Raw genomic sequence first — 14,715 nt, 5'->3', positions numbered from 1 at the left:
CTCATTTTTCTCAATAATGTAAATAAGGTTCTATTTTTAAGGCTGTTGTTATGCTTACGACCAATCAAACTTTTCAGGGAACTGTCGCATCGGTATCATCGAGCTTTTTATTTTCGATGATGTTTGTATTTGGGCTGTTTATGTTGCCCTTAACGGGGACACAGGTAGCATCATGGCGTGTCCTTATGATGCTATTAAGTTTGGTAATATTGCTTAGTTTGACCAAGCAGTGGCAGCATGTCTTTGATTATATAAAAACGCTAAAGACACTGAAAGAATGGTTGATATTTATATTGCCCGCACCGATTTTGGGTGGACAGATTTGGTTGTTTATGTGGGCGCCCGTTAATGGGTTTGGTCTGGACGTCACGCTGGGTTATTTTTTATTGCCGCTTGTGATGATTGTGCTTGGTCGATTTTTTTACCATGAGCATATGAGCGTCCTACAGTGGGCAGCCGCACTATTTGCAGCATTAGGCATCGGTTACGATATTTTTCAGTATGGTTCGGTATCTTGGGTGACGCTGTTTGTGTGCTTGGGCTATCCACCTTACTATCTGTTGCGTCGTACACTTGCTGTGCCACCAGTGACGGGGCTGTTGTTTGATTTGACTCTGCTAATGCCAGTAGTGCTCATCATACTTTATGTGACTGGTGGTTTTGACGTTGCGGCACAAGAGATGAAGTTTTGGTATCTGTTGCCGCTGCTTGGTGCCTTTAGCGCGCTTGCGATGTCACTGACGATGATTGCGAGTAGTAAGCTGCCCGTGTCATTGTTTGGCGCGTTAAGCTATATAGAACCGATGCTGTTGTTTGTGTTATCCATTACGGTTCTGAGTCAAAACCTTGATGAAGGCGGCTCGCTCTTTATGTATGGCATGATTACACTTGCGCTACTGGTCATGATGGTTGATAGTGCCACAGGCTATATGGTTCGTCGTCGTAACGATCATCTTTATGGTTATATAGAGCCACAAGTGGGCGGTTTCCCACCGCGACGCCATTTTATCAATCAGCGTATCGATGGCGTACTAAAAGCGCATCGTTTTCGCAAGATACGTCGTTACCAAAAAAAGATGAATAAAATACAGCAAAAAATTGAGCAACTTGATTTAAAATAAGCACTTAGAGTCATTAAACTTACTCAACGAAGAAGTTGATATACTAAATGAAAGGCAGTATTGCTTATCTATTCTGACTTTGACATAATGCAGCCCATGATATAAGCACGACATATCAAAAGCGTTGATCTTGGATTGCGCGACGACCTTATATGCAAAAGCCTCAGACGTTCTCGTCTGAGGCTTTTGTTTTTTTTAAAATTGCCAAGGATGTGCCCCAATCTCTAAAGGCTGCTGTGATGCTGACTACTAACCAAACCTCGCAGGGTACGATCACTGCTGTGGCTGCAAATTTCTTATACTCTCTGCTGTTCTTATTCAGCTTGCTGCTGCAACCGCTATCAGGTACGCAGGTCGCTTCGTGGCGTGTGCTAACGATGTTTTTTAGTTTGGTGCTATTGGTAAGTATATTAAAACAATGGCAGCATATTTTTGACTATCTAAAAACATTAAAAAACGCCAAAGAGTGGTTTTTATTTATATTGCCCACCCCAATTTTGGGCGCACAAATCTGGATATTTATGTGGGCGCCAGTGAATGGTTTGGGGCTTGAAGTGACGTTGGGTTACTTTTTATATCCAATGATTATGATCGTTGTTGGTCGATTTTTTTATAATGAGGATATGAGCTTACTTCAGTGGGCTGCCATTGTATGTGCGGGTCTTGGTATCGCTTATGATATCTTTGAATATGGTGCTATCTCTTGGGCGACGTTGTTTGTCTGCTTGGGTTACCCGCCGTATTACCTACTGCGTCGCTATCTAGCCGTACCACCCATCACTGGTCTTATCTCAGATCTTGTGTTGCTATTGCCAGTCGTATTGGTTGCGCTGTATATGAATGGTGGCTTTGAAGTAGCGATAACCAACCATAAACTGTGGTATCTGTTGCCTTTACTTGGCATTATTAGTACCGCTGCCATGTCATTGACAATGATAGCGAGTCAGAAATTGCCAGTCTCGTTGTTTGGAACGTTGTGCTACCTTGAGCCGATATTTTTGTTCGTATTTTCGATTGCGATTTTGGATCGTAACTTACATGATGGTGGATCCATGCTGATGTACAGCATGATTTTTGTGGCATTGCTTATTATGATTGCTGATAGCGCGCTGGGTTACTTGGGACGCAAACGTGATGACCGCTTACATGGCTACAATGAGCCACAAGTGGGCAGCTTTCCACCACGCCGTCGCCTAGAAAATCGCCGTATTAAAGGCGTGTTGGCCGCGCATCGTTTTCGTAAGATTAAGAAGTATCAGCAAAAAATAGACAAAATGACGCGAAAAATAGAAGTGCTCCATGCCAAATAATTAGGGGTTGTTGTAAAACCAAAGTTGACTTGGCAGGCATTGTTTTTCGTAACTACTCTACACAGTTGTGGTGTCAAAGCCGCGTTAAGTACGCTATTATCAGTAGCAGCAGTATCACACTCGACCTAATTTGGCACATGATATCTAGGGCGTGTCCTCAAGCTGAACGAAAATACTTAAATGGGTCAAAAATGGCTAAATCTTGCCAAACTGTGTCAAATAGCTGGTTAATATCTCGATATTATCTGTGCTACTTTCCTCGTTTGGCTGCAATTTATCTCATTTTTATCACCATGTTCAGAATGAGGACACACCCTAAAATAGTATAGCGGACTCACAATTACTTATTACTAGGATGGTTTATGTTACACCTTCATCATTTAGCAAACTCACGCTCGTTTCGTATTTTATGGTTATTAGAAGAGCTCAAAGCTGATTATCAACTGACGTGCTATGAGCGCAATAAAGCTTACCGCGCGCCTGAGAGTCTAAAAGCCATACATCCGATCGGTCATGCACCGATATTGGAAGTGGATGGTCGCCCGCTGATTGAGTCAGGGTTTATCATCGAATATCTACTCAAGCATTATGATAAAGCCCATCAGTTCAAACCTGCCGATGACAATGAAGCAGCGTGGGAAGCTTATACGTTTTGGTTGCATTTCGCTGAAGCGTCTGTGATGCCACCGCTCATCATGCGATTGGTGTTCACCAAAGTGGTTGAGCAATCGCCGATGTTGATTAAACCTGTTAGCAAGGGCATCAAAGCAAAAGTCGAAAAAAGCATGATTGCTAACAGCTTAAACAAAATACTCGACATGATGGAGCAGCATCTACAGGACAATCATTGGTTCGCTGGTGAAGATTTTAGCGCCGCCGACATTCAAATGCATCTAGCGGTAGTAGGTGCCAATGCTGGTCCGGGCTTAGATAAGAATAAATATACCAATATTTTAAATTGGCTAAAACGCTGTGAAGAACGTGATGCCTTTAAGAGCGCAGAAGAAAAGGGCGGTCGTCTTAAGTTCTAGTTGCTGGCGTTTACACATGTATAAGCGCTTGATTTAATATTTTGATAAAAGGTTTTGTTTATGTATAGACAAAACCTTTTTAGGATAAAGTAATGTCTGACCTGAATAAATCTGATAACAAAAGCATCGATACCGATGTCAATACTAACCCATCGCTTGCTCGTCAAGAAATCAATAGCCAGCAGGTGTCTATCAAAGCGTGGTCACAAAAACTGCTGGTCGTGCTGCTATGTGTAGCGAGTTTTTATGGTGGTTGGAAGTCTTATGAGTCCAATATGGTCAATGAGTGTACTGCCAATGGTGGACAGATGGTAGCAGGCGACCGAACCATGATATGCCAACTATCATAAGCCGTATCATTCATTAATAGTTTTGTACTATGAGTGCTAAATCATGCTCAAACTGACTTTTTTAGGTACTTCAGCAGGGGTGCCAACCAAACAGCGCAATGTCACTGCCTTAGCGATCGAATGCTTGAATCCTTATTCATCGAGTGCTAGTCAGCAGCCTAAAAAATCGCGTCCGTGGATATTGATTGATTGCGGTGAAGGTACGCAGCAGCAATTGCTGCACACCAAGCTCTCCTTACATCAATTAACTGCCATTTGTATTACCCATGTGCATGGCGATCATTGCTATGGTTTGCCAGGATTGCTGGCGAGTGCGGCTATGTCTGGACGCCGCGAACCGTTGATGCTTATCGCACCAAAAGCCATCGCTACATTGCTTGAAGCTATTACCGCCCCCACAGAGTTGTATTTGCCCTTTGCCATCAATTTTATGGCGATTGAAGAGTTATTGTCTCCAGATAGTGGGAGTAACAGTCAGGTAAGTATCAGTTTAGACAGCCAGCATCAGCTTGATATTGATATCACACTGCTATCACATCGCGTCGCCTCTCATGGTTTTGGTATCACTCAGACTATCAGTCAGCGCACGCTTAATACGGATAAGTTGACCGCAGACGGCATTCCAGCAAGTGCACTGTGGGGCAAACTGCAGCAAGGTACAGATGTCATGACCGAAGATGGTCGTGAGCTGCGCTCAGCAGATTATGTCAATAATGACGCTAAGCGCACACGGATAGTGGTAGCGGGAGATAACGATACGCCAGCTTGTCTCACCTCTGCGTTGGTCGATACTGATTTTCTGGTGCATGAAGCCACTTATACGCATGAGGTGTTGACTAAGATTCAAGCCAAAAATCCAGACTTTGACCCCATGCATAGTAGTGCGCAATTGGTGGGCAAATTTGCTCAAGATATCGGGCTTAAGAATTTGATTTTGACCCATTTTAGCGCGCGTTATCAAAGCTTTGATAACCCAGATAGCAGTACGGCAAACATGGGGCATATTCGCTTAGACGCGCAAAGTGTATATCAAGGTAATCTCTGGTTGGCCGCAGATTTTGACCAATATATGGTCGATGGTGCAGTTGACTTGGCAGGTAATCAAGAGGGCAGTCAAGAGGAGGATCGCGTGCAGTATCTAGGCTCTGCACGCAGTGATTAGATATGGCTTAGCGCTTACCGTCTGCAATTTCCAATTGCGTTATACCGCTCCAGTATCGACTGAACTGGTAAGCAACTCGTCCTGAGCGACCACCACGTTCAGAGGCCCAACGTAGCGCGTCCTTTTTGATCTTGTCAGGCATGGTCTGACTTTCCAAAACATTCTTAGCATCGCTATCCATATCAGCTGAGATTTTCTGCTGCTCTAAATTCAGATAATGCTGAACGATATGCAGATAAGTCTGCTGATCCATAGGATGGAAAGTGAGTGATAAACCGAATCTATCTGACAATGACACGGTCTCATCAATAGCCTCATAAGGATTGACTTCATCCGTCTGACCATTGTAGATATTGACATTGTCTTTCATCATTTGCGGTAGCAGGCGACGGCGATTACTGGTGGCATAGACCAGTAGCTTGTCTTGCTCAGAGTCTAGCGAGCCATCAAGCACGCTCTTTAGCGTACGATAGCTTTCATCTTGACCGTCAAACGCGAGATCATCACAGTATACGATGTAGCGGCAATTACAATCTGCTGGTAGGGCATTAATGGCAGCGCGAATCTTATCTAATATTTGCAGATCATCGCGAGCAACTTCAATAATACGCAAGCCTTCACTATGATGGGCTTGTAGCAAGGCGCGAATCAATGATGATTTACCGGCACCGCGTGTACCCGTCATCAGCACGTGATTGGCAGGGTAGCCTTTTAGGAACTGGCGCGTGTTTTGTACCAGTTTAGACTTTTGCGTATCGATACCATGCAAGTCATCTAAGCTCAAAAACAGATTGACCGACAAAGGCTCTAAATTACCAGTGCGTCCACCAACCCAGCGATAAGCAAGCTGGCGTGGATCGATTTCAATCGTCGGTGTCACCTGCTCTTGCAAGTACTGACTGAGCAAATCTAACAACGGTTGAGGTAGGGCATAAGTAGGCTGATTAGAGGGCGTGGTTGGGATGATTGGTTGTGACATAGTGGCTCAAGTATTTAAGGTTGTCTTTAATACCATACCCAAAAATATCATTAACGTGGCTAAACTTTTGGCACCTACTGAGCGTAGTACTGGTAAAAATTATTCGCGTTATTATTATTTTTGGAAATGATACGAACAGGCAGGCAGTAATCTCACCCTATTATGAGAAAAACACCATGGAAAATAGTGCCAGTAATCTTTCTATTAAGCAAGCGTTACAGGCGCAATCTCAGCAGCTATTACCCATTATTACGCAATCACTGACCACACTGCATTTTAGCGAAGTCGTTCACCAGCGTATTACTCAGCAAAATCATGAGCATACGCAAAATATTGAAAATACTTATTATCAAGGCTTAACCCGCGCCCAGCATCCGCAATTTGGTAGCGTAATGATTAAATGGCAGTTGAGTGATGCCGCTTATCCTATCGCTTTCGATTTAACTCATGAAGCAGACGTTTTAGCTGCTGTAAATACTTCATTGAAAATCAAAGATAATGCTATCGCTATCGCACCGCCGCTATTGGCGCATCATTGCGTAAACGTTCAAGTACTGGAGCAGTTACAACAGCTGGTAATATTAGTCATGCCTTATTACTCTAATGGTAGCTTGGCAGGACAGTTGAGTGATCGAAATCAGTATTCATTGACGGTGCAACAAAAGCATCATTTCTTAGTGCAATCCGCATACTTGATAGCCAATTTGCATCAGGCTAGCTGGCTACATAATGATATTAAGCCCAGCAATATTTTGCTAGATGGTTTGTTGCCAAATAGTGCGGATAATAGCAGTGTAATGCCTGATTTACTGTTGACCGATTTTGCCTTAGCGCAGCGCTGCAACGCAATAAGTGTGGAAAATCCTGCTGGTACACCTTCCTATCTCGCACCTGAGCGCTGGCAAGGTCAGGGTGCAACGGTGAAAAGTGATATCTATGCATTTGGCATAATGATGGTTGAGATATTAATGGGCGTGCGACCGTTTCAGGTAAGTGCTAACAGCAATGATAAATTAAAAGCGTGGGCGATTCAGCATTGCCAACAGCCTATTCCAAAGCTGTCATCAGAATATAGTCGTTACCAATGTATGGTCGATAAGGCATTGGCGAAGCGGGTAGAGAGACGGTATCGTAGTATGGAAGAGGTGTTGGAGGGTTTAGAGCGTTTGTGATAATAGATAGCCAAATTCCAGACACAAAAAAACCTGCTAAAAAGCAGGTTTTGATATTTGGTCTAAGATGTACTATCCGAAAATGGTGGGGCTGGAGAGACTCGAACTCTTTTTGATATAGGTTAATATAAGACAGTCAAAAATAAATACAATTAAATCATACACTTGAATTAAACAGTTTTGATTGATTTAAACTGACTGTATACAAACTGCGTCAAAAACTGCGTCATGATTTAAACTTTGTATCGAGGGTAATATGGTTCGCGGCGATGGCGGGAGTTGAACCCGATTACATCAAATACTATCACATGCTATCAAATTCACTATTAATAATATCAATGACTTACGGTTATGCAATGTGATTGTATATGATAGCGTATGACCATAGGCTGTCAAGAATCATGTCAAAGATTCCTCATTATGAAATTCGTTCGCATAATTTACTTATTTCAGGACAACTTATTCGGAAAGATTCTAGCTTATCCACGCTTTGCATATGCCACAAAAACCTAAACTCCTTTTGTTTTCCATATGGAAATACAGGTTTAACAAAGCCGATTGGTCCAGAAGGTTCTTCTAATCCAGTATAATGTCTATCTGAATATATGACTTTCCCCATTTCAGCTTTACGTATAGCAGATATGGAGTTAAGTTTCTTTGAAACAGCCTCAAAAAATTTTCTTGGGTCTTTTATTTTAACACAATAATCCTGACCGATTGCTTTGCTCATATTCTCAGGCGAGTATTCCGTACTAGTGCAAAAGGCATATGCGTCTTCCAAAAATTCCGTACTAGCGCAATTTTCAACTTTTATATTAATGCAGCCAACACCAATGCCAATATTAGCTCGTCTCGCTTTTTCTACAAATTCCGGATCGTTACTTCCACCTGCTAAATTTCCAGAAAAATATGTTTGACAGCCTTCGCCAACGTCTCCTTGCTCATCATCTTCATCAATTCTATATTTATTCAACGTACCTAAATGTACATTGCCGGAAACAAGAGAATCTGCATACCTTTCTTTGCTAAAAAATTTGTAAACAGGTCCATTATAATCACAAAGAAAACATATCTTTCCCATCCTATCAACTCCTTCATTCATAGAAAATTTAATAACCTTATTGAAAGCAATTGCTGTTATAAAGTTACCATATACTTTTGAATATAGGCTAAACATAGGAAGCTAATCAAGTGTTTATTAATCATAAGCCAAGCTTCGCTCTAGCTCTCAAGCTAGAGCGAAGAATTATTACTGGTATTGTGAAATTTATAAGAATTAAAACCTGAACAACATTAGTTAGATATATTAGTGCTTATCAAAAAAATAACCCGGCGACTTGAGTCACTGGGTTTTTATCAAGCTTACCACTCCGTCTTTTTTAATTATCCGATGCTGCAAATCGCAAGTTGCCCGCTACTCGTCTCGCCCATCCTTTACCAAAAGTCTGCCAAATTCTCAAGTTAGTAAAGAACTCTAGGCGCTCAGCATTGAATAATAACACCACATCATTCTTGTCCATAGCTGCAACGGCTGCCAATGTGCGTGGGCCAATCAAACCATCGTCACTTACACCAACCGCTCGCTGCAAAAGCTTGACCGCCTGACGGTTGCCGTGGTTATAAGCTGCATCTGTCAATTGCCAGGCAATCAATCGATTCAACTCATCACCCTTCACTGCTTTATAGTATGACTTCTCAGTAATCTGCTTGGCAAGTGATTTGGGCAGCTTTCGCATATCGCCATGATAGCCGTGCGCTTGAGCGACTCGTTTGGTAACACCGTACATTGTCTCCCCGCCGGGGTCGTTTGGATGGTTGACATAGCCACCTTCGTGATCCATCAATCTATCAAAAATCATGTCGTAAATACTCATGCGTTTTACCTTATTTTAGACGTAAAAAAGCCCCGAAATTGGGGATATAATTAATATTGATCATTATTTGTCTATGTTTTCAAATACTTTTTCGCCGATTTTGTCCGCTACTTGAGCCGCAAACTTTGGACTCACAATGTCTAGTGCGACCATTAAATAGCCAGAAAATGCACCTGCTGGAATTGAGATCAGACAAAGCGGCAACAGGTAAGTCAAACCGAATTTCTTTTGTAAAACCTCAGAGATTGCGCTACCTGCTACAACCGCTGTAAAAATTAGGATCAATGATACTTTTACGTCATAGCCTTTTTTGTTGATGCCATAAATACCGCCAACAAAACCGCCAAACATACCGAAGAAAACTTGTGGAGTGAATGAGGTTATAACCTCCGATACTAAGCTCATTACATCTCCTTATTAATAGTGACTCGCTCTTTTAAAATAGCCCGCTTGATGATTTTATTGCCCATAAAAAACATAGCTGCCGACCATGTGCCGATGATGGCTGTTGCTGGTGTTATCATTCCGTTTTGAGATGCGTAATAAGCGCCTGTAATTACGCCCCACGATAAAGATGACGCTATCATACAAAGACCGCTTGATTTGACAGCTCTGAGCGATGGTACGAGCATAGAGATTACTTGCATAAAGCCAAGAGTAAGAAAAGTGATAAACCACCAAATTGATACTTCGTCAAATACTCGATAACTTGGCAATGTCATTCCATCGTCACTAATGGACTTGTTGTAGATGAATACAGCGCTGAAACTAAGTATAAATATCGCATTGACCAGCTCCGCAAATGTAATGCTGATTGCTAGATAACGCTTTAATTTAATAAGTAACTTACTCGTGTTTCTTGCTGATTCCGATCTGCATAACCACTTATTGAACAAAAACATTTTCAATAGTGTTTGCTTGATGTCCATGCGTCCTCCAAATTTCAGATAATAAAAAACCGCCTTAGTTGGCGGGTTCGGTTGTCCATTTGTTGTCTACCCAGTACCACGGTATCAAAGTATCTGGTGGGCGCTGCAATGTGTACTTCTCTTTCAGTAGTTCAACCGTCTCCATAATAGTATCTATGTCACCAGATCTACCGTGGGAGTAACGGTTACTATCATCTACTATATATATAGTGATTGCTGCCAAAGCGAACTCCTTTATTTTTTCAGCGTTTGCGCCTTTATGGCGTATGCTGCTATTTCTATACGAGACCCAGCAGCCGTTTTCATTTCCACAGAAAAACCTTGCAGCTTGTTTGATGTTGTGGTGCACATAGCAGTATAAGTAGCTGTCATTGCTGACTGATCTGAGCTTGTTATATAGCCTTTGTAATACAAACCATCTATTAGAAAATCTATATCTACTCTCTTATTTGCCGTACCTATAAATTTCACACCAAATAAGCTTATTTCTACGAAGACCGAGTTACCGCCTGAGTTTAGATATACTTTCTCTGTTTCAACTGTTGAGCCGTCAGGTACAAAAGGATTGCCGTTTGCTCCAGTTCCAACAATAGTTTTATCTGTGACCGCTGTTACGCTCACAGCCTGACCTTTAATATGCAATGTATCTACAGCAAGGATATCAATCTGAGCTGATTTAATAGCCCCATCTTTAACTTGCAGAGTGTCGATAGACGCACGAGGCGCATAAAAGTTACGAGCATAAGCGCCTGCTGGTACAGTTACGCCATCGATGACTTGTGGTGTTGTTAAAACCATCCAAGGGCTTGAGCCATTTACATCATTTGGCTTCCCGACTGGTGCTGATACTGAAAACCTATCAGCTCGTATATCAAAAGCGGATGGCTGACCAGCATTATTGACAAGTCCATACCCTGCAACCTTACCATCAACGTCTAGCTTGAGAGTGTATTCACCCTTAACACCATCCAAAACTTGCTTTGTTTCTTGCAGTGACGCGGTATTTGCGCCAACAGTTGCCTCAATTGTTGTGACTTTTGATGCGTTTGCACTCGTAGCTGTAGCGACTGTTGTGAGATTTTCGACAATTTGAGCATTACTATCTGCAACTTCTGACTGCAAATTGGTGATACGCTCATTGGTTGCGTAGTTATCACGCGCAACTGTTTTTGCATACGTCCATTGTGTTGACCGGCTGGCATTTGCATACTGCGTTGCATCTGCATATTGCGGTTTGTAGTCTGCTATAACACCTGTCAGCGTCTCATACTGTAAGCCAAGCTCGTTATTAATCTCGGCCTGCTCGTCCAGTATCGTGATGACACTATTGTTAGCAGTATTGGCCTTGCCTAGCGCATCGTTAGCAGTTTGCTGGGCGGCATTTGCTGCTTGTTGAGCATCAATAGCTGCTTTATCAGTGACCGCAACCCATACGCTACCATCCCAACGTTTCGGGGTGTTCTTGCCTCCTGTCGTATCAATCCATAAATTTTGTGGAAGCTGCCTAGCAGCGGATGGTGTTTGCCATTGGTAAATCACTTCACCTTTGTTACCTGCCAACTGAGCTGCATTGGTCGCTGCCAGTTGTGCATCATCTGCTTTTTTCTTAGTGTCGATAATGGCTTGGATGCGGTCTGCTGACTCTTGACTAATTGCGTCCTCATTCTCGCTAATTTTACCGATTTTACTGGTAAGACTGGCGTTGAGTGAAGACTCGTCAATCTGACCTTGTATCAAGTCCATGACTTTATCGGCACTTGCATCAGTTGTGCCCGTCACCCATGCTGACCATGCAGACTTAAAGCCTAGCTTATCAACCAAACGCGCACGATAAGACTGTGACAAGTTGCCTTGCAAACCTGTGACCGTATGCGTGTTTGTTGGGTAGCTGTACTGACCTAATAATTTGACGTTCGTATTGGGTGCGCTGCCAGTTTCAATCTCGGTATAAGCGGCATCGCCTGAACCTACACCAAAGCCCCATTTGATTTCCATGCCGAACAATACACCTGTGGCCACCAAGCCTAAGATAGTAGGTGGTAAACCAACTTTGCCGACGATAGCTGTTAATGTTGACGTTTTAGGCTGTGATTGCACATCAAACGGTGATACTGAGCGCACACGCGCCATATAGTTACCACTGTAGACGCCTTCAATCTCAACCGAGACATTGCCAGTGCGCGGCACTTTGACCCATGAGCCATCATCTTTGCGCCATTCCACATCATAAGCAACGGCATCTTTAACTTGCGACCAACCGATAACAAGCGTTGTGATTGTTTGGCCTTGCACGACACGGTGACGACTGGTGATTGTAACGTTACTAGGTGCATCGACCACATCAGGATTGACGATAGTAATGTTAGTCGGCTGAACATCTGTGCCATAATCAATCGCATCATACTTTTGCGGTTCATGCTGTATTGCTGTAATTGCAAATGTCGTTTCATCATTTTTAGCAATCGACATGACACGAAAACGCATCAGCTTTAAATCAGGTGATTCAATTGCCCAGACGTTCTCACTTTCTGCTGCTGTAAATGGTGCTGTTACTGTCAGTTTACGGCCATTAACTGTCTTAATGTTACGACGCTCAGATTGACCACCACCGCCATTAACGATAAGCACATCACCGACATTGACCTCTACGTCACGATCAACGGTTACAACATATTGAGCATCGCTGACAGCAGATACACGGCCACCGTTAGCACGCCCTGCAAACAACTCATCTGATACATTAATAATGTTACCGACAGCTGGGATAAATCCATCTAAGCCGACACCAAATGACACCTGGCGTGTCTCTAGCTGCTCAGTCTTTAAAGCCCAAAGTCCTGCACGCTGCGCCTGTGCTTGACTGGTACAACCAAACGCAGATAAATCGAGCACTTTAACGCCAAATTTGGCCATCGCTTTTTCGTCACGAATATACTCATATTCGGTCTCAAAACCATTAAGCGGATTATCCCAAGCGACTTTGGCTAATGTGTGCCGGTCACGCGCTCTTGTGCCGGTATATTCAAAATTACCGTCGATGACATTAGCGCGGGAGAATGTATATACAGGGTCTTGCGGTACGTCTGCATCCAGTACGACGCGCTCACCATTCCAATAAGACATGGCGCGGAATATACCGGCGATATTCGATAGGACTTGGTAAGCATCAGCTTGTTTTTGCAGATAGACGTTACAAGTAAAGCGAGGCTCTAAATCGCCTTGGCCATCTGACACCCTCTGATCGCAATATTGGCCAAGTGCATACAATGACCACTTATCAATCATTGTGATATCAAGACGCTCGCCTAAGCCGTAGCGCCATTGCGTACACAAATCAAAGTAAACCCATGCAGGGTTATTGGTATAAGCGTCTTTAAACGTACCGTCCCAAATACCGGTATAAGTGCGAGCAACCGCATCATAGTTACTAGGCACACGGATAATTGAACCGCGCACATGAGCTTCTAGCTTCGCGATACTGCTAAAGGTTTCAGCATTGTACTGCAAGCCTAGCAAAGCGGTGTTTGGGTAGCGTAGCTTAACGTCGATAACCTCAGCAACAGCATCGATATACATTTCATCTTGCACGTATTCACTAGGGTCATTAGCTGTCAAGCGTCTGACACGTATCTGCCACCCTGTTGTAGATTTTGGCAAATCAATACGGTGTGTGCGCTCATAACCTACGCTTGTTTTATCCTCTATTTTGGTATTGAGCACCTCAACATAGGCACCGCCATTGGTCTGTAGATCAATAGCGTATTGTATTTTATAGCCTTTGACATCACCATTATCGGGGTCGGTTTTTGACAAACGATTCCATTTAAAACGGATTCGTAATGCGCTCAGTTGCGTGTCAGTGAATGCTTTAATCCACGGCTGTGAGCTGCGTAGCTCGACATTGATTGGTGTTTCATTAGACACATCAGGAAAGCCTTTGATGTATTCCTGCTCATTGGTGCCAGAGCGAAAATCCCAAGTCACACTTTCAAAGTTTGAATTGCCCGCATCGTCAACCAGTGGCGTGCCATCCAGACGAATTGATTTACCGCCATCAACCAAGCCCCAAACCTCACCCTCGGCTAATCCGTATAATAGTTTTGCGGTACTGGTGCTTGCTACTGAGTCCTTTGCGATTGACGGCTTGCGCTGCTTGCTTGAACCTGATTTTGCGCCTTTGATTGCGATAGCTGTCATTATTGATTGTCCTCTGTGTAGATGCCTGCCGAGCAAATGAAGCCGCCGATGTAACGCTCACCGTACAATATAGGCACTGGATTGCCTTGTGCTACCGTTGTCACAGCACCGCCAAATCCATAGTTTGCGCGGTTGCCGTCCTCATCTTGATTGCCAAGCTCTGGCGTTGGCATAAGCAGTGATGCTGCGCCGCCAAGCATTAAGCCGACACCTGCGCCAACCATTGCTAATGACGTACCACCTGTAAATGGTGTTAAACCCAATCCAACAACCACCAATGCGGCGCCAACGACAACTTGCAACCAGCCAAACGCATCACCACCTGCACCCATGATCTTTGGCACAATATGAATAATGTTTGCAGACGTAGCATTACCTAACTCTTTTTCACCAATATTTCCTTGCTCAGTCTGCTCATCTAAAAACACGGCAAAGCGCATACCGTCTTGTTCAGCTTTTAGCATAAACATTTTAAATTCAGGGATTTGAGAGGCAATTGCGTGTGTTGCTTCAGCTGCTGACATGACATCGAGCTTGAAAAACTCACCAAATTTATCAGCAAGTACACCGTGCAGATGGATGGTTTTCAT

13 protein-coding genes are annotated in these 14,715 nt (G+C 43.3%); 6 read left to right on the top strand and 7 right to left on the bottom strand.

Translation table 11 applies throughout. The features are described 5' to 3' along the window. The first annotated feature begins 50 nt into the window (after window positions 1–50). The 5 genes from rarD (ACMFL8_RS10625) to ACMFL8_RS10605 all read left to right on the top strand — a co-directional run bounded on the left by rarD (ACMFL8_RS10625) (window position 51) and on the right by ACMFL8_RS10605 (window position 4,974). Window positions 51–1,121 (top strand): EamA family transporter RarD, encoded by a 1,071-nt coding sequence (rarD, locus tag ACMFL8_RS10625; protein WP_413190955.1) that lies wholly within the window; start codon window positions 51–53, stop codon window positions 1,119–1,121. 239 nt (window positions 1,122–1,360) lie between these two features. Beyond that, window positions 1,361–2,431 (top strand): EamA family transporter RarD, encoded by a 1,071-nt coding sequence (rarD, locus tag ACMFL8_RS10620; protein WP_413190954.1) that lies wholly within the window; start codon window positions 1,361–1,363, stop codon window positions 2,429–2,431. 362 nt (window positions 2,432–2,793) lie between these two features. After that, a complete protein-coding gene (locus tag ACMFL8_RS10615) occupies window positions 2,794–3,462 on the top strand; it encodes a glutathione S-transferase (protein WP_189580454.1) in 669 nt (222 codons plus the stop codon). Window positions 3,463–3,554: 92 nt separating this feature from the next. Then, window positions 3,555–3,812, top strand: a complete 258-nt coding sequence (locus tag ACMFL8_RS10610) for a hypothetical protein (protein WP_010200262.1) — start codon at window positions 3,555–3,557, stop codon at window positions 3,810–3,812. 43 nt (window positions 3,813–3,855) lie between these two features. Beyond that, on the top strand, window positions 3,856–4,974 hold the full coding sequence (locus ACMFL8_RS10605) for a ribonuclease Z (RefSeq protein WP_413190953.1): 1,119 nt from the start codon (window positions 3,856–3,858) through the stop codon (window positions 4,972–4,974). A 7-nt stretch (window positions 4,975–4,981) separates the two neighbouring features. On the opposite strand, the gene ACMFL8_RS10600 is transcribed toward ACMFL8_RS10605, so the two are convergent. Continuing rightward, window positions 4,982–5,953, bottom strand: coding sequence for an ATP-binding protein (locus ACMFL8_RS10600; RefSeq protein WP_194619061.1), 972 nt, complete (start codon window positions 5,951–5,953; stop codon window positions 4,982–4,984). A gap of 176 nt (window positions 5,954–6,129) precedes the next feature. Between ACMFL8_RS10600 and ACMFL8_RS10595 the strand changes: the two genes are divergently transcribed. Continuing rightward, window positions 6,130–7,125 carry a serine/threonine protein kinase gene (locus ACMFL8_RS10595; RefSeq protein ID WP_413190952.1) on the top strand — a complete coding sequence of 332 codons (996 nt, stop codon included), beginning with the start codon at window positions 6,130–6,132 and terminating at the stop codon, window positions 7,123–7,125. 418 nt (window positions 7,126–7,543) lie between these two features. On the opposite strand, the gene ACMFL8_RS10590 is transcribed toward ACMFL8_RS10595, so the two are convergent. The 6 genes from ACMFL8_RS10590 to ACMFL8_RS10565 all read right to left on the bottom strand — a co-directional run bounded on the left by ACMFL8_RS10590 (window position 7,544) and on the right by ACMFL8_RS10565 (window position 14,715). Further along, window positions 7,544–8,227: a hypothetical protein gene (locus ACMFL8_RS10590; RefSeq protein WP_413190951.1), complete on the bottom strand. Its 684-nt coding sequence runs from the start codon at window positions 8,225–8,227 to the stop codon at window positions 7,544–7,546. Window positions 8,228–8,504: 277 nt separating this feature from the next. Next, on the bottom strand, window positions 8,505–8,999 hold the full coding sequence (locus ACMFL8_RS10585) for a glycoside hydrolase family 108 protein (RefSeq protein WP_413190950.1): 495 nt from the start codon (window positions 8,997–8,999) through the stop codon (window positions 8,505–8,507). A 63-nt stretch (window positions 9,000–9,062) separates the two neighbouring features. After that, entirely contained in the window at window positions 9,063–9,404 is a 342-nt protein-coding gene (locus ACMFL8_RS10580; protein ID WP_413190949.1) for a hypothetical protein, read from the bottom strand. After that, the gene (locus ACMFL8_RS10575) at window positions 9,404–9,928 is read right to left on the bottom strand and encodes a hypothetical protein (RefSeq protein WP_413190948.1); all 525 of its coding nucleotides are present in this window, start codon (window positions 9,926–9,928) and stop codon (window positions 9,404–9,406) included. The genes ACMFL8_RS10580 and ACMFL8_RS10575 overlap by 1 nt, the downstream gene beginning before the upstream one ends. A 234-nt stretch (window positions 9,929–10,162) precedes the next feature. Then, window positions 10,163–14,125: a host specificity protein J gene (locus ACMFL8_RS10570; RefSeq protein ID WP_413190947.1), complete on the bottom strand. Its 3,963-nt coding sequence runs from the start codon at window positions 14,123–14,125 to the stop codon at window positions 10,163–10,165. Then, the gene (locus tag ACMFL8_RS10565) at window positions 14,125–14,715 is read right to left on the bottom strand and encodes a tail assembly protein (RefSeq protein WP_413190946.1); all 591 of its coding nucleotides are present in this window, start codon (window positions 14,713–14,715) and stop codon (window positions 14,125–14,127) included. The genes ACMFL8_RS10570 and ACMFL8_RS10565 overlap by 1 nt, the downstream gene beginning before the upstream one ends.

It is taken from the genome of Psychrobacter sp. AT9 (genome assembly GCF_047272965.1).
In the GTDB taxonomy this organism is placed as follows: Bacteria; Pseudomonadota; Gammaproteobacteria; order Pseudomonadales; family Moraxellaceae; genus Psychrobacter; species Psychrobacter glaciei.
The sequence above is the reverse complement of the archived record's forward strand: the minus strand, read 5'-3'. Positions and strand labels throughout refer to the sequence as shown.